The following is a 15058-nucleotide window of genomic DNA, read 5'->3' on the forward strand; positions in this document are numbered from 1 at the left end:
CGAGCGGACCGGGTCGTGCTACCCGAACATCCGGCGGATCGAGGTGCCGAAAGGGTGTTTCGCGGTCACGTTCCCGAACCGGACCCGGCCCCGGACCACGACGTGCAGCGGGCCGATCGGAGGTCCGGTCCGCACCTTGTTGTTCGCGGAACCGCCGACCGTCTCCACCCCGTTGAGGTCGACCGTCGCCTCCTCCGGCACGACCAGCGAGATCGTGCTCGCGTAGTCGTCGATCGTCACGTGCACCACCTGTGTGGACATGACGGCCCGCGTGAAGTCGAGCGTCACCGTCGACAGCCGGGTGTTCACCACGAGGGCGGGGGGAACGTTCCAGGATCCGGTCCGGCTGACCGACGACATCCGGCCCCGGATGACGTCCCCCGGCGGCGGCACCGGCGACCGGTGCGCGACCGGCGGCGCAGGTCGCGACACGTACCGCTGGTCGGGGTACGGGGGCGGCGTGAACTCGGAGATCAGCTGGATTCCCGGGAGATCCACCAGGACGACGTTCAGCTCCGCCCGCGTCTTCGCGGCGAGTGCCGTGTCCATTCGCTCGGTGAACTCGCCGAGGGAGAGCATCCCCTGACCCACCGCACGCTGCAGCAGTTCACCGACGTGTTCCCGCTCCGCATCCGATACGCGTAGGTCCCGTGCCTCCATGTCCACCAGGCTAGCGCCCGTGAGTACTCGTCAACCGCCGGGACGTTGACAAGCACTCACGGCTATTCGAGGCCCTGCTCGATGGCGTACCGGGTCAGCTCGACGCGGTTGGCCAGTTGCAGCTTGCGGAGTGTGGCCTGGACGTGGTTCTCGACGGTCCGGTGACTCAGCGACAGTTTGGTCGCGATCTGCTTGGCGCTCAGGCCCTTCGCGACGAACCGCAGCACCTCCGTCTCGCGTTCCGTCAGTTTCGGGACCGCGGGTCCCTGCTCGGCGGCGGGCGCGCTCGACATGCGGCGGTACTCCCCCAGCACGAGCCCGGCGAGGCCCGGGGTGAACACTGCCTGCCCGGCCGCGGTGGCCCGGACCGCGTCGAGCAGTTCCTCCACGGACGCGCTCTTCACGAGGTACCCGGACGCGCCTGCCTTGACGGCGTCGAGGACGTCGTCGCGCTCGGACGACGCCGACAGCACCAGCACCCGGCTGTCGGGCGACACTGCGAGGACTGCGGCGGTGGCGTCGGCGCCGTTTCCGTCGGGTAGCTGCATGTCCATGAGCACGACATCGGGCCGTGTCGCGGCCGCGCGGCGTCCCGCGGAGGCGACGCCGTCCGCGGTGGCGACGACGCTGAATCCGGCGCCTTCGAGGTCGCGGGCGACGGCGTCCCGCCACATCGGGTGGTCGTCGACGACCATCACGGTGATCTGTTCACCGGTGTCCGTGTCACCCATGTGTGTCATCTCCCTTCGGCACGCGGATCTCCCATTCCGTGCCTTGGCCGGGTTCGGTGTCGAGTTCGGCGGTGCCGCCGAGCGCACCGACGCGGCCGAGAATGGATTTCGATACTCCCATGCGTCCTTCAGCCTCCGCTTCGGCGAGCCGGCCCGGCGCGATTCCGCTGCCGTCGTCGCGGACGCTGACGATCACCTCGTCGCCGAGATCCTCCAGCAGCACGTACGCCTTGGCGCCCGCGCCGGCGTGCAACGCGACGTTCGACAGCGCCGTGTCGACGACCGCGGCGAGTTCCGTTGCCCTGTGCCGCTCGATCGTCACGGGCGCAGCGGGGGTCGACACCGACACCGTGGTGCTGGCCCGGGTGCCCAGCAACAGTCGCAGGTCGAGTGCGCTCCCACCCAGATCCGACGCCACGCCCGCGCCCTGCTCGGAGATCAGCATGCGCAGCGCCACCTCCTGCTCCCCGGCGAGGTCCGCGAGTTCGGCTGCCGGTCCGCCGATCTCGTTGCCGCGACGACGGACGAGCGCGAGCACCTGCAGGACGCCGTCGTGCACCTCACGGGCGAGCCGTTCCCGTTCCTCGGTCGCGGCGGCCAACCGCACGGCCTGCTCCAACTGAGCCTGTGCGCGCCGCGCGGTGGTGGTGGCGAGTCCGAGCGCGAGCCCCACCGACACGAGGACGGGCGCCGTCGCGTCCCGCCACAGGTCGAGGTTGACCTGGTCGCGCACCACGGCGCTCACCGTCGCCATCAGCACCCCCGACGCCATGCCGAGCCAGGGTCCGCCGTAGACGGCGGCGGAGATGACGGCGTTGGTGACCCACAGCGTGGTGGGCAGGGTCTGATGGTTGTTGTACCAATCATGATCGGCGACAAGGCGAGTCGACGCCATCAGCGCGATGACCACCAGCTGGTCGGCGATCACGATCCGGTACCGCGGGACCTTCCCGTGGGACAACAGGACTGCGGACAGCCCGGACCACACCGCCATCAGGGCGACAAAGAACCAGCTGAGCCGTGGATGGGTGTAGTACTGCACCGACACGAACTGGTAGCTGACCGCGTAGATCAGCGTGACGAGGCGGAACGCCTGCGCGGCCCGCCACAGTGGTGCGTCCGGCTGGGTGTCGGGCTCGGCCGGGGTGCCCGGCCGATAGTGCAGTCGAGTGCGGCGCTCACTCTCGTCGGTCATGGGTGTGCGCCGTGTCGTCTGCCGCCGTCGGGTCGGTGTGTGGTGTTCCGTCGGCCTCGGCCGGGTAGAGCGGGACCGCCGGGTCGTCGATCTCGAGCGCCTCGTAGGTGGCGTCGGGGTCCTCGGAGAGCAGCGACCGCACCGCCGTGTTCAGCAGCGCGACGATCGGCACGGCGAGGAGACCGCCGACGATTCCGGCGAGCACGATGCCGGTGGTGATGGCCAGCACCACGGCGAGCGGGTGCAGCCGGACCGCGCGGCCCAGCAGCAGGGGCTGGAGCACGTGGGCCTCGAGTTGCATCACCCCGATGATGATGCCGAGCACGATCAGCGCGGTCAGGAACCCCTGGGTGACCAGCGCGACGAGCACCGCGAGGAACCCGGTGAGGAACGCACCGACGATCGGGATGAACGCACCGATGAACACGAGCGACGCCAGGGGCAGGGCGAGCGGGACCCCGAGGATCGCGAGTCCCGCGCCGATCCCGACGGCGTCCGCCGCGGCCACCGCCACCGTCGCCCGGACGTACCCGACGAGCGAGCCGAATCCCTGACTTCCCGCCAACCGGACCCGCCGCCGCGACGCGGTGGGCACGAGGCGGGTGACGAATTCCCAGATCTGCGTTCCGCCGTAGAGGAAGAAGATGAGAGTGAACAGTGTCAGCAGGGCGCCGGTGAAGATCTCGCCGACCACCGTGGCCGTGGTGAGCGCGCCGCTCGTCAGCTGCTGCCGGTTGTCCTGGATGGATTTCACCACCGAGTCGCCGGCCTGCCGGATCTGATCCTCGCTGAAGTGGAACGGTCCGTCGGTGAGCCACCCCTGGATCTGGGTGACGGAAGCCTCGAATTGTTCGGTGAGGCCGGGAAGTCCTTCGATGAACTGCTCGACGACGAACGTCATGATCCCGGCGACGATGCCGATCGAGCCGATGAGGACGACCAGGACCGCCGCCGACCGCGGCACCCCTTTGAGCTGCAACCAGTCGACGAGCGGCACCAGCAGCGCCGACGCGAGGAGCGCCAGACCCACCGGGATGAGGACGGTGTCGAGCCTGGTCACGATGTAGCCCAGCGTCAGCAGACCCGCGAAGATGACGAGAAGACGCCACGTCCATTCGGCTGCCACCCGCACCACCGGATGCACGGCCGCCGACGCACGGCCCGCACCCGGTATTGGCGCGGCTGTTTCCGAGCGCTGCTCGTTCGCGTTCACCTGCGGAGCGTATCGAGGTTCGGGGGACGTCGGGTGATTCGCGTGGGAAACATGCGCAGAGCGCGCGATATGCGCCGTTTAGGGGACGTGTCCTACGCCACCCGGTACACCCACCGCTAAATTGAACGTCGTGCGCAAATCCTATAGAGCGATCGCGGCGACGGTTCGCAGCAGATGGCCGCTCTATATGGTTTCGATGCTTCTCGCCAATTTCATCGGCGCCATCCTCGTGTTCGCCTTCGTGCGCTACGGCGTGCCGATCCCCGAATCGCAGGCCATCATGGCCGACCGGGTGCGTAACGTCGCGATCTTCGGCGGCTATCTCGCGTTCGCCGCCGTGGTGAGTCTCACCGCCGCCGCGATGATGCTGCGGTCCGTCGTCCGCTGGCAGTTGCGTGGAGGTCCGCCGACGCGCAGCGAGCAGATGTCGGCGCTGCACGCGCCCCTGCGACAAGCGATCGTGCACCTCGTGCTGTGGATCCTGGGCGGCATCATCTTCGTGCTGCTCACCATCACCGAGATGCCGGAACTCGCGGTCGCCGTGATCGTCACCGTCTGCATGGCCGCGACCACGACGTTCGGTTTCACATACATGCTCGGCGAACGGATCCTGCGTCCCGTCGCCGCCCGCGCGCTCAGCGAAGGCGAATTCGACCGGACCATGGCGCCCGGCGTCGGCACCCGGATGGCCATGACGTGGGGACTCGGAACACTGATGCCCGTCATCGGCATCATTCTGCTGTGCGTGACACAGATCACCACCGATCTCGTGTTCTCCCCCGACGCGCTCGCGTGGGCGATCATGCTGCTGTCGATCATCGCCATCGCGCAGGCCTTCGCGCTGTCGATGCTGACGGCCAGTCAGATCTCCGATCCCATCAAGCAGCTGCGACGAGCGATCGAACGCGTCCAGCGCGGCGCCACCGACGTCCGGGTCGAGGTCTTCGACGGCAGCGAGATCGGGCGACTGCAGGTCGGGTTCAACCGGATGATGCGCGAGTCGGACGAGCGGCGCCTCCTGCGCGAGCTGTTCGGTCAGCACGTCGGCGAGGACGTCGCGCGGCGGGCACTGCAGTTCGGTACCGAACTCGGCGGTGAGACCAGATTCGTGGCCGTGCTGTTCGTCGACATGGTCGGCTCCACCGGCGCCGCGGCGGAGCGTCCCCCCGGCGAGGTCGTGAACCTGCTCAACGAGTTCTTCCGCGTCGTCGTCGACGTGATCGACCGGCATCACGGCTTCGTCAACAAGTTCATGGGCGACGCAGCGCTCGCGATCTTCGGGGCCCCGCTCGACCGCCCCGACGCACCGACGGCGGCGCTCGCCGCGGCCCGGGAACTGAGGTTCGCGTTGAACGAGATCACCGGCCTCGACGTCGGTATCGGCGTCTCCGCCGGGCTCGCCGTCGCCGGCAACATCGGCGCCGCCGAACGTTTCGAGTACACGGTGATCGGCGACCCGGTCAACGAGGCGTCGCGGCTCACCGAGCTGGCCAAGCTCCACCCCAGCCGGGTGCTGGCATCGACGAGCGCGTTGTACTTCGCCGACGACGACGAACAGGCCCACTGGGAACTCGGCGAACAGGTCCAGCTGCGCGGCCGGCGCCGCAACACCCACCTGGCTTGGCCGGAGGACTATCCGGAGTAATCCGCTATCCGTTGGTTACGCTGGCCAGGTGGCCCAGCCTCGATCCGACCCGCCCACTGCCGAGCCTCCTCGGCAGCGAAGCCGATACTGGTGGATCAAATGGCTACTCGGCGCCGGCCTCCTGGCCCTGCTGACCGTCGAGGGCATCTACCTGTGGCCCACACTCAGCGACTCGTGGAAAGCACTCACCGAGATCCACTGGGGGTGGGTCGCCGCGTGTATCGCCGCCCAGGCCGTCTCCCTCAGCGGATACGGCGCCGTCCAGCAGCGACTGCTGCAGGCCGGCGGTGTCGTGGTCAGCCAGTTGAAATCGGTGTCGGTGATCTACGCGAGCACCGCGATGGCCGTGAGCCTGCCGGCCGGTCAGGTGTTCTCGACGGCCTTCACGTACAAGCAGACCCGCAAGTGGGGCGCGACCCCCATCGTGGCGTCGTGGCAGCTCGCGATCTCCGGCGTCATCGCCGCGGGCAGCCTCGCGCTCCTCGGCGCCGCCGGCGCATTCGCGGTGGGCACCAAGGTGAGCCCGGTCACGCTCGTGCTGTCGCTGGTGGGCGCGTTCGCACTGTTCTACGGATTGCGATACATCTCACGCAATCCCGACTCGATCGAATCGATCGGCAACTCGGTACTCGCGCGGTACAACAGGTTCCGCAAAAACCCTCCACGTACCGGCGTCGCGCGGTGGAAGGAGATCCTCGGCCAGCTCGACTCGGTCGAGCTCAGCCGCAAGGACACCGTCATCACCTTCGGCTGGTCGGCCGTGCACCGGCTCGCCGACGTCGCGTGCCTCGGTTTCGCGTGCTGGGCGGTGGGGGCGGCACCGTCGCTGGCCGGCCTGCTGATCGCGTTCGCCACCGCCAAGGCCGTGGCCAGTATTCCGCTCGCCCCCGGCGGACTGGGATTCGTCGACGGCACGCTGATCGCCACCCTGACTGCAGCGGGAGCCACCGCGTCGCAGGCCCTCGCCGCCGTGTTCGTCTATCGCGTCGTCAGCTACATCCTCGTCGCGCTCGTCGGCTGGGTCGTCTTCCTCATCCTGTTCCGGCACAACCAGCACGAGGACCTGGAGATGGACCTCGAATTCGAGCGCCGCGAGCAGTCCGCACCCACCACCAACCACACCCAGCGCAACGCGGAACCCGAGCCCGACTCCTAGCTCACAGGGGGCGGAGCCGCCGAATCGCGTCCGCCACGACGTCCGGCCGGTCCTCGGGCATCAATGTGTAACTGTCGTCGACCTCCAAAAGTTCGCCGCGTGGGTACAACTCGGCGAGGCGCCAACCGTGGTCGCGGGGCATCACCTTGTCCTCGACGGCCCACAGCACGAGGACCGGCCGGTCGAAGCGGCGGTTCGCGTCCGCCCATTGCCGCAGCGTCGCCTTCGGCGGCAGGGACGTCCCGTATTTGCGCAGATCCCGTCGCACCCGACGGTCGGTGGTCGCGGGCCGGAACCACGCGTCCATCACAGGTTTCGGCACCGGCCGCTTGCTCATCCAGCCCCACGACGCGGGTGCCCGCCGCATCGCGGTGAATCGCAGCGCCTGCATGGTCAGGGCCAGACCCCCGGGCACCGCGGCGGCGAGACCTATTGCGCGACCGGGAATTCCGGGCGGATAGTTGTCGAACGCCTCGCACGGAGTGAGCACGAGAGCGGCGAGGCGGCGGGTGTCGCCGAGGGCGATGAGCACCTGGGCGCCACCCCAGTCGTTCTGGACGAGCGTGACGTCGGCCAGGTCGAGTCGGTCGAGGAATTCGCCGACGAGCAGTCCGAGCCCCCGCAACGAGAGGTCGGCGTCGTCGCGCATCGGGATCCGGTGCGCGCCGAGCGGGAGGGTCGGGAGGATGCAGCGGTAGTCGGGAGCGAGACGGTTGACGACGTGCCGCCAGACGGTGCCGTCGATCGTCAGTCCGGAGATGAACACGAGCACAGGACCGTCGCCCCCGGTGTCGCGATACTCGACGGTGCCTGCGGAGAGTTCGATCTGCTTCATGGCGCCCACTATTTGATAGATCGTTCTACTGAATCTCACGGTACGATGAGGTACGCACCGAGCGCAACGGCCGGAGGCAGAAAATGAACGACACCAAGGCCCGGATCCTCGGCACGAGCGGCGAACTCTTCCGCCGCAACGGCTATACCGGGACGGGTCTCAAGCAGGTCGCCGCCGAGGCGCGGGCGCCGTTCGGTTCGATCTACCACTTCTTCCCTGGCGGTAAGCAGCAACTCGGGGAAGAGGTCATCCGGACGTCCGGCGAGGAGTACGCCCGGTTGGTGTTCGCCATCCTGGACGCGCACCCCGACATCCTGGAGGGAATCGAGGCAGGGTTCCGCCTGGCGGGCGAGACCCTGGTGGCCACCGATTACGCGGACGCCTGCCCTATCGCCACGGTCGCACTCGAGGTCGCGAGCACCAACGAGGTGCTTCGCGCGGCCACGGCGGACGTGTTCACGAGTTGGATCGAGGCGGGCAGCGCGCTCCTGCGCGACCGTGGCTTCGGGGAAGCCGCGGCGCGGCGCCTGATTCTGGGATTCATCACCGGCCTGGAGGGCGCGTTCGTCCTCGCCCGCGCGCTGCGCAGCACCGAACCGCTCGATGCGGCCGGCGCCGCAGTCGTCGCCGCCGCGCGTGCCTGCCTCCCCGCACGTGAATGAGAAAGCGTGCCCGCGCACACAACGGAACTCACGTTGGAAGGTGACAGGCGTCACACTACGGTTGCGGAAGAAATCCCCGGCGTCCATAGTTGAAGATACAAGAACTTGAACCTTCAACTAATCGCATCGTCGACTACCCGAGGAGTTTTCATGACCACCGCCACCACCACCCTGCCCAACCTCACCGCCGGAACCTGGGCCATCGACTCGGTCCACTCCACCGTCGGCTTCTCCGTCCGCCACCTCATGGTCAGCAAGGTCCGCGGCACGTTCAACGACTTCACCGGCGCCATCACCGTCGCCGAGGACGGCACCCCCACCGTCACCGCCGAGATCCAGGTCGCGTCCATCGACACCAAGAACACCGACCGCGACGCCCACATCAAGTCCGCCGACTTCTTCGACGCCGAGCAGTACCCCACCGCCACCTTCACCTCCACCGCCGTCCGCGCCAAGGGCGACGACTACGTGGTCGAAGGCGAATTCACCCTCCACGGCGTCACCCGCCCCGTCGAACTCGCCCTCGAATTCGGCGGCGTCAACCCCGGCATGGGCAACGGACCGGTCGCCGGCTTCGAAGCCACCACCGTCCTCAACCGCAAGGACTTCGGCATCACCATCGACATGCCCCTCGAAGGCGGCGGAGCCGTCGTCGGCGACAAGATCACCATCACCCTCGAGATCGAGGCCGGCCTGCAGGCCTGACCCATCCCGCACCACCCGCGCCCCGTCCTCCACCCGGAGAACGGGGCGCGGTCGTTTCGTGCCACCGGCAGATCTGGCGGCGAACAGCACTGCCCACCCAATTGCGCCGATCAAAGCGAAACTGATCAGCCGGTACAGCATCACGGCCGCGGTCGCCTCGTCCGTGCCCAGTCCACCGGCGACGAACGCCACGATCAGGGCGCCGTCGACGACACCGATGCCGCCGGGGATCAGGGGGATGCTCGACGCGGCCATGCCGGCGACGTAGGCCGTCATCGCGAGCCCGATGCCGACGTCGGCGACGCCCACCGCCCGGCACGCCGCGACCAGGCACAGTAGGTCGCCGATCCAGTTCAGTCCCGCGAACATGCCCCCGAGAACCCAGTCCCGGGGGCGTGGCCGGACGAGCGCGAGTTGCTCGACGACGGTGCGGACGCGTTCGGCGCCCGTCGTCACGGGCCGCCGCAACACTGCATTGACCCAGCCGAGAACCCGCTCCCCCGCACGCACGAGCAGCGCGGGTCGGCGAATCAGTTCCCGAAACGCGAGGGCCAGCCCGAGAACGCCGGCGATCTCACCGACGAGGGTGATCGGATCGGCATGCGCCCGCACTCCGATCGTCGCCCCGAGAATGCCGAGCGCACCGAGCGCCACGGAACTGATGACCCCCGAGGCGAGCATCGTCCAGGCGACCAGTGGCGTGCTGGCCCCCCACTTGCGCAACCGGCGAAATGTGAATCCCGCGGACACGAGATGCCCGGCGGGAAGGGTGACGGACAACGCGTTGGATGCGAAAGTCAGTGCAATCGAACTACGGAGCGCCACCCGGAGCCCACCGGCCGCGAGCAGTTGCCGCTGCAGTCGCGCGAACGTCGTCATCGACGCGATCTCCGCGACGACCGCCAGCGCGAGCCACCGCCACCGCGGATGCAGCAACGCGCCCGACGCCCGCGCGATGTACGGACTGAGCACCAGCACCTCGATCACGAGTGCCGCGGTGGCGGCGACCCCCAGGGCCGTCCGGAATGCCGACCGCCCGCGCCCCGTGTCAGCGACGGTCATCGGACGCGCTTCCGGTGCGCGGCCGGGGAAGGTCGAGGACGCCGGCCTCGATCTCACCGAATGCCGCATCCAGCAACCGGAGGAAGTGCTCCGCGTCGTCGCCGGGCTGCCACTGCAGATAGGCGGTGCGCAATACGGCGAAGGCCGTGTTGACGAGCAGGGCGCGGCAGAGCGGGTCGACCGGGTTCGACTGCGTCCTCGCGTCGACCCAGTCCTGGACGAATTGCTGGAATCGCTCGCCGGCCGCCTTGGTCGACTGCGCGAGGTGGGGAGCCGCACCCAGGATCCGCCGCTGGATCACGAGGGTCGGTGCATTCTGAGCGATGCGTCCGCGGATGATCTCCCGGACCGACACCCACAGCGGCTCGTCGGCCGGACGCTCGTCCGCCAGCGTCTGCCACCGCCCACACTCACCCGGCCCGGGGTCGAAGAGCAGCGCTTCCTTGGACGCGAAGTAATTGAACAGAGTGCTCTTGGACACGCGGGCCGCTGCCGCGATCTCTTCGACGCTGACGTCGTCGTAGCCGCGCTCATCGACCAGTTCGAGCGCGCAGGCGTGCAAGGTCCGCCACGTCTCGTGCTTCTTCGACTCGCGCAGCCCCGCTCCGCTGTCCTTGGCCATGTACTGAACCCTAGCCTCAACTTGGACCCGGTACAATTTTATTCTCGGTCTACTATTGGCATGAGTCCAAAAGTCCGGTGCGACGAGGCCACCTCTAGGCTGACGGTGTGAAGAAGTACCTCCCCGCGCTCGCCGTCGACGTCGTTCTCGTGATCGTGTTCTGCGCGATCGGCCGCCGCAGCCACGACGAAGCCAACGCTCTGACGGGTCTCGCCACCACCGCGTGGCCGTTCCTGACCGGACTGGCGGTCGGCTGGATCGCGACCCTCGCGCTCTACCGCGACAAGTTCGACGCGTTCCTTCTCATCCCCACCGGCATCGTCGTGTGGCTGTCGACGCTCGTCGTGGGGATGCTGTTGCGCGTCGTCAGCGGCCAGGGAACGGCGTTCAGCTTCATCATCGTGGCGGGCACCGTTCTCGCCGTGTTCCTCCTCGGCTGGCGCGCCGTCGCGAAGGTCGTCACGAGGACCCGCGCAACCACCTGATCACGGCGAATCCGCCCCGACGGCACACGAACTTCCGCGCGAGGTGAGACAGTTTCCCCATGAGCGACACTATCGATCCGGCCCGGGACGAGAAGAGGTCCGACCGCGGCTTCTTCGGCCAGCCGTTCGCCCTCGCGAACCTGTTCGGCGTCGAGATGTGGGAGAGATTCTCCTTCTACGGGATGCAGGGCATCCTGATCTATTACCTCTACTATTCGGCGGCCGACGGGGGCCTCGGCATCGCCGAATCGTCCGCCACCAGCATCGTCGGAGCCTACGGCGGCACGGTCTATCTCTCCACCATCCTGGGCGCCTGGATCGCCGACCGGCTCCTCGGCTCCGAACGCACCCTGTTCTACAGCGCAATCGTCGTCATGCTGGGCCACATCGCACTAGCGGTGTTCCCCGGCCTCTGGGGGGTCGGGATCGGCCTCGTCTGTGTCGCGTTCGGCAGTGGCGGGCTCAAGGCCAACGCCACCTCACTCGTCGGTGACCTCTACGACGCGGACGACGAGCGCCGCGACGCCGGGTTCTCCATCTTCTACATGGGCATCAACCTCGGCGCACTCGTCGGACCGCTGCTGACCGGGTGGGCCCAGGACTCCATCGGCTTCCACGCCGGGTTCGCGCTGGCCGCGATCGGCATGGCGCTCGGACTCATCCAGTACACGATCGGACGCACACGCCTGCGCGGCATCGGCGCCGAACCGCCCAACCCTCTCCCCCGCAGCCAGCGTCCCAAGTGGATCGCCATCGCCGCCGCGGCGGTCGTGGTGATCGCGGCCCTGTCCCTCACCGGGGTGATCACCGCGGCCAACATGTCGGACATCGTGGTCGGACTCACCATCGTCGCCGCGATCGGCTACTTCGCGATCATGTTGTCGAGCAAGCGCATCACCGCCGTCGAGCGCAGCCGCGTCTATGCGTTCATCCCGATGTTCGTCGCGAGCGCGGTGTTCTGGTCGCTGTTCCAGCAGCAGTTCACCACCGTCGCGGTGTATTCGGACAAACGACTCGACCGCAACCTGTTCGGCTGGGACTTCCCGCCGTCCTGGGTGCAGTCGATCAATCCGGTGTTCATCATCATCTTCGCGGGTGTCTTCGCCGCCGCATGGACCAAGCTCGGCTCCCGTCAGCCGTCGTCGCCGATCAAGTTCGCGGCCGGCACGATCATCATGGGTATCGCGTTCCTCGCGTTCATCCCGATGTCGGGCGGCGGCGCGAACAGCGCACCGCTGCTGGGTCTGGCCGGCATCCTGCTGCTGTTCACGTTCGCCGAACTGCTGCTGTCGCCGGTCGGTCTGTCGCTGTCGACCAAGCTGGCGCCCGAGGCCTTCCACACCCAGATGGTGGCGTTGTTCTTCCTGTCGGTCGCCCTCGGTACCGCGATGGCGGGCACGCTGGCCGGCTACTACGACGAGAACAACGAGATCCCGTACTTCACCGCGGTCGGGTTGGGGTCGATCGCCGTCGGCGTGCTCCTCGCCATCGGGTCGCCGTGGATCCGGCGCCTGATGAAGGGCGTGCACTGACGCCGAGCGTCACATGCGCACTGACGCCGAGCGTCACATCTGCACTGACGCCGAGCGTCAGCTGCGTTCTGACTGCGTCGTCTAGCGGAACCACAGCCATACGGCCAGACCGAATCCCGCGATCGCGATGACGACGCGGAGGACGGACGGCGGTATCCGCTTGACGACGGGCGGGCCGCACCAGCCACCGGCCAGGGCGCCGACCGCCATCGCGGCGGCGGCGCCCCAGTGGACGGGGCCGAAGAGCGCGAATCCGATCGCCGCGACCAGGTTCGCGACACCGAGGAGGAAGCTCTTGAGAATGGTCGCGCGCCAGATCCGCTCCGACGTGAGGATCAGCGCGATCGCCAGGAAGATCACGCCCGCGCCCGCGCCGAAGTATCCGCCGTAGATGGCGACGACGAACAGCGACACGGAGTAGGCGCGGGGCATGTCCCGCTCGCCGGCCAGCGCGCGCAGGCGCGGTTGCAGTAGCAGCGCCAGCGCGGCGAATGCGACCATGAACGGAACGATCGCCTCGAACGACCCGGCCGGGGCCACCAACAGGATCCCCGCCCCGACGAGGCCACCGAAGGCGGAGTACAGGGCCCAGCGCCACAGTTTGGGACCGGTGTCGGCGACCTCCCGCGTCGAGTTGGACAGGGCTCCGACGCCGACCGCCACCATCGCGACCGTGTTGGTGACGTTCGCGGTGACGGGCGGCAGACCGACCGCGAGCAGTGCGGGATACGACACGATCGACGCCAGGCCGGTGACGAACCCGACCAGTCCTGCGAAGAACCCCGCTACGACGAGTAAACCGATATCAAGCAGGGACACAAGGTAGAAACTTACCCTTGCGTACTTACTCCCTCAGCGCGTAGCCCATCCGGTCAATTCGCCGGCTTCGCCATCTCACGGAACAGCATGTCGGTCATCTTCACTGCCCGGTCACCACCGTCGGCGTCGGCGACGAAGACGGCGAACGCCAGATCGCCGCGTGAGCCGTAGAACCAGCGGTCGTCGCCGCTCGCACCGTTCATGCCCATGAGGTCCGGGTAGCCGTTCAGGTACGACGCTCCGCCGCGCACCACGTTGTCGCGCATCATTCCCCGGAGTTGGTCGTTGACGTTGGCAGGAAGCGGCTGAGCGGCCACGTCGGTGGTGCCCGGTTGCCCCTGGACGATCATCGGCGCCGGCGCGCTGCCCCGCGCGATCGACGCGGCCAGCATGGCCATCCCGAACGGTGTGACGGCGGGCAGGTCGCTGTCCTTGCGGTTCATGACCTGATTCATGCCCGACTGGTCGGCGGTGAAGACGGCGGTCTGCTGGTCGAGGCCGGGGATCTTGTAGTTCATCCCGAGCCCGAGTTGGTTGCCCGCCTTCTCGATGTCTTCGATCGACAGCGAGGACGGGTCGACGCCCTTCTGCAGTCCGGCGGCCTTCTTCACCAGGTCGAGGTTCGATCCGGCGGGGTAGAGGCCCTGGAACGCGATCGGCCCCTGTTCCATGGCCTGGTTGTTCTGCGCCGCGGCGAGCACGGCGCCGGTGGACGGCTGGATCGCGACGATCGTCGCGGGCGTGCCGACGCTGACCACGGCTTCCTCGGCCGCCAGTTGCAGGTGGGAGTCGAGGGTCGCGGCGATGTCCGGTCCGGGCGGGCCCTGGAATCCGGCCTGGGGAATCAGGGTGCCGTCGGGGTCCACGAGGTGGACGGCCCAGCCGGCCGTGGCGTCCCGGTTTGCCTGCCACACCTTCCGCAGCGGATCCAGCAGCGGTGTCGTGATGCGGCGATCCGACGTGATGAGCTTCGGCGTCTTGATGGTGACGACGCCGGGGATCGCGAGATCCTGTTCGAGGAACTGGTAGTCCTGGTCGCGCAGCAGCACGGCGGTCACCTGCTCGCCGGGCTTCGCCGCCATGTCGACCATCATCGTGTCGGCCGTCACGAGGGGAGCCACCGGTTCGAGCACCTCGGCGAGACGCCGGGTGGTGGCGACGGGATCGGGCATGGTGGCGGGGTCGAGGGTGACCGAGTTGATGGTCTGCTCGTTCATGAGCAGGCCACCGAAGGCGTCGAAGATCCGCGGCGGAGCGGCGTCCGTCCGGTCGTAGCGGACGACGCGCCCGTTGCCCAGATCGGGCGCGAGGATCGACGGATCCCAGGAGATACGCCAGCCGACGGACAGATTCCGCACGCCGCCCTGAACCTGGTAACTCCAGTCCTTGCCCTCACCGAAATGCCAAGCGGCACCAACGGTGAAGAAGCCGGAGTCCGAGCCGAGATCCATGAACTGGGTCAGGTCGAAGTTGGCGTCCTGCGGATGTAATCCGTCGAACATCTGTTGAATCGCCGTCTCCGCGGCGTTGGGATAGGAGGTCTGCGCTGCGGCGGCAGCGGCATCGCCCTCGTTCAGTGCGTTGACGAATTTGTCGACGACCGAATGAGCGGTTTCCTCCTCTTTCGAGAGCACACACGACGCCAGGATCACTGCCAAGACGACAGCCGACGTCAGGGCGATCACATATTTATTGCGGCGTCCAAGCGATCGTCCATTCCCCATGTCCACCATCTT

14 protein-coding genes and 1 pseudogene are annotated in these 15058 nt (G+C 67.9%); 6 read left to right on the top strand and 9 right to left on the bottom strand.

Annotated features, from left to right (window positions below; translation table 11 throughout):
• Window positions 1-18: 18 nt before the first annotated feature.
• From H0B43_RS10395 to H0B43_RS10410, 4 genes are all read right to left on the bottom strand, one after another.
• On the bottom strand, window positions 19-660 hold the full coding sequence (locus H0B43_RS10395; protein ID WP_185727994.1) for a DUF1707 domain-containing protein: 642 nt from the start codon (window positions 658-660) through the stop codon (window positions 19-21).
• Between the two features lie 62 nt (window positions 661-722).
• A complete protein-coding gene (locus H0B43_RS10400; protein ID WP_185727993.1) occupies window positions 723-1391 on the bottom strand; it encodes a response regulator transcription factor in 669 nt (222 codons plus the stop codon).
• Entirely contained in the window at window positions 1384-2586 is a 1203-nt protein-coding gene (gene macS / locus H0B43_RS10405) for a MacS family sensor histidine kinase (protein ID WP_185727992.1), read from the bottom strand. The genes H0B43_RS10400 and macS overlap by 8 nt, the downstream gene beginning before the upstream one ends.
• The gene (locus H0B43_RS10410) at window positions 2570-3799 is read right to left on the bottom strand and encodes an AI-2E family transporter (RefSeq protein ID WP_185727991.1); all 1230 of its coding nucleotides are present in this window, start codon (window positions 3797-3799) and stop codon (window positions 2570-2572) included. Before H0B43_RS10410 ends, macS begins: the two co-directional genes overlap by 17 nt.
• Before the next feature lie 187 nt (window positions 3800-3986).
• Here H0B43_RS10410 and H0B43_RS10415 point away from each other — a divergent pair, with 187 nt between their 5' ends.
• Complete coding sequence (locus H0B43_RS10415; RefSeq protein WP_185730025.1) at window positions 3987-5444, top strand: adenylate/guanylate cyclase domain-containing protein; 1458 nt, start codon at window positions 3987-3989, stop codon at window positions 5442-5444.
• Window positions 5445-5472: 28 nt separating this feature from the next.
• Complete coding sequence (locus H0B43_RS10420) at window positions 5473-6600, top strand: YbhN family protein (RefSeq protein WP_185727990.1); 1128 nt, start codon at window positions 5473-5475, stop codon at window positions 6598-6600.
• Between the two features lies 1 nt (window position 6601).
• Here the strand turns inward: H0B43_RS10420 and H0B43_RS10425 are convergent, their stop codons facing one another.
• Window positions 6602-7435 (bottom strand): alpha/beta fold hydrolase, encoded by an 834-nt coding sequence (locus tag H0B43_RS10425; protein ID WP_185727989.1) that lies wholly within the window; start codon window positions 7433-7435, stop codon window positions 6602-6604.
• A gap of 83 nt (window positions 7436-7518) precedes the next feature.
• On the opposite strand from H0B43_RS10425, the gene H0B43_RS10430 reads away from it, so the two are divergent.
• Window positions 7519-8097 (top strand): TetR/AcrR family transcriptional regulator, encoded by a 579-nt coding sequence (locus H0B43_RS10430; RefSeq protein ID WP_185727988.1) that lies wholly within the window; start codon window positions 7519-7521, stop codon window positions 8095-8097.
• Window positions 8098-8247: 150 nt separating this feature from the next.
• Entirely contained in the window at window positions 8248-8802 is a 555-nt protein-coding gene (locus tag H0B43_RS10435; RefSeq protein ID WP_185726867.1) for a YceI family protein, read from the top strand.
• Between the two features lie 141 nt (window positions 8803-8943).
• Here the strand turns inward: H0B43_RS10435 and H0B43_RS10440 are convergent.
• Together H0B43_RS10440 and H0B43_RS10445 are read right to left on the bottom strand one after the other, a co-directional pair.
• Window positions 8944-9933 (bottom strand): annotated as a pseudogene (locus H0B43_RS10440) (YbhN family protein); the annotation flags it as partial.
• Window positions 9851-10486 (bottom strand): TetR/AcrR family transcriptional regulator, encoded by a 636-nt coding sequence (locus tag H0B43_RS10445; RefSeq protein ID WP_185727987.1) that lies wholly within the window; start codon window positions 10484-10486, stop codon window positions 9851-9853. The pseudogene H0B43_RS10440 and the gene H0B43_RS10445, both read right to left, overlap by 83 nt.
• A 107-nt stretch (window positions 10487-10593) precedes the next feature.
• Here H0B43_RS10445 and H0B43_RS10450 point away from each other — a divergent pair, with 107 nt between their 5' ends.
• Together H0B43_RS10450 and H0B43_RS10455 are read left to right on the top strand one after the other, a co-directional pair.
• The gene (locus H0B43_RS10450) at window positions 10594-10971 is read left to right on the top strand and encodes a DUF3054 domain-containing protein (RefSeq protein ID WP_185727986.1); all 378 of its coding nucleotides are present in this window, start codon (window positions 10594-10596) and stop codon (window positions 10969-10971) included.
• Between the two features lie 59 nt (window positions 10972-11030).
• Window positions 11031-12503 (top strand): peptide MFS transporter, encoded by a 1473-nt coding sequence (locus H0B43_RS10455; RefSeq protein WP_185727985.1) that lies wholly within the window; start codon window positions 11031-11033, stop codon window positions 12501-12503.
• Window positions 12504-12584: 81 nt separating this feature from the next.
• Here H0B43_RS10455 and H0B43_RS10460 read toward each other — a convergent pair whose 3' ends face one another.
• Entirely contained in the window at window positions 12585-13322 is a 738-nt protein-coding gene (locus H0B43_RS10460; protein ID WP_185727984.1) for a sulfite exporter TauE/SafE family protein, read from the bottom strand.
• 53 nt (window positions 13323-13375) lie between these two features.
• Window positions 13376-15055, bottom strand: coding sequence for an NTF2-like N-terminal transpeptidase domain-containing protein (locus H0B43_RS10465; protein ID WP_185730024.1), 1680 nt, complete (start codon window positions 15053-15055; stop codon window positions 13376-13378).
• Window positions 15056-15058 lie beyond the last annotated feature (3 nt).

Origin of the sequence: Rhodococcus sp. 4CII (genome assembly GCF_014256275.1) — a bacterium.
GTDB lineage: Bacteria > Actinomycetota > Actinomycetes > Mycobacteriales > Mycobacteriaceae > Rhodococcus_F > Rhodococcus_F wratislaviensis_A.

Bases quoted from the DNA above. Each gene is read 5' to 3' on its own strand.
- H0B43_RS10465 (WP_185730024.1), bottom strand. From the start codon at position 15,055: ATGGTGGACATGGGGAATGGACGATCGCTTGGACGCCGCAATAAATAT.
- H0B43_RS10400 (WP_185727993.1), bottom strand. From the start codon at position 1,391: ATGGGTGACACGGACACCGGTGAACAGATCACCGTGATGGTCGTCGAC.
- H0B43_RS10435 (WP_185726867.1), top strand. From the start codon at position 8,248: ATGACCACCGCCACCACCACCCTGCCCAACCTCACCGCCGGAACCTGG.
- H0B43_RS10425 (WP_185727989.1), bottom strand. From the start codon at position 7,435: ATGAAGCAGATCGAACTCTCCGCAGGCACCGTCGAGTATCGCGACACC.
- H0B43_RS10455 (WP_185727985.1), top strand. From the start codon at position 11,031: ATGAGCGACACTATCGATCCGGCCCGGGACGAGAAGAGGTCCGACCGC.
- macS (WP_185727992.1), bottom strand. From the start codon at position 2,586: ATGACCGACGAGAGTGAGCGCCGCACTCGACTGCACTATCGGCCGGGC.
- H0B43_RS10395 (WP_185727994.1), bottom strand. From the start codon at position 660: ATGGAGGCACGGGACCTACGCGTATCGGATGCGGAGCGGGAACACGTC.
- H0B43_RS10445 (WP_185727987.1), bottom strand. From the start codon at position 10,486: ATGGCCAAGGACAGCGGAGCGGGGCTGCGCGAGTCGAAGAAGCACGAG.
- H0B43_RS10430 (WP_185727988.1), top strand. From the start codon at position 7,519: ATGAACGACACCAAGGCCCGGATCCTCGGCACGAGCGGCGAACTCTTC.
- H0B43_RS10415 (WP_185730025.1), top strand. From the start codon at position 3,987: ATGGTTTCGATGCTTCTCGCCAATTTCATCGGCGCCATCCTCGTGTTC.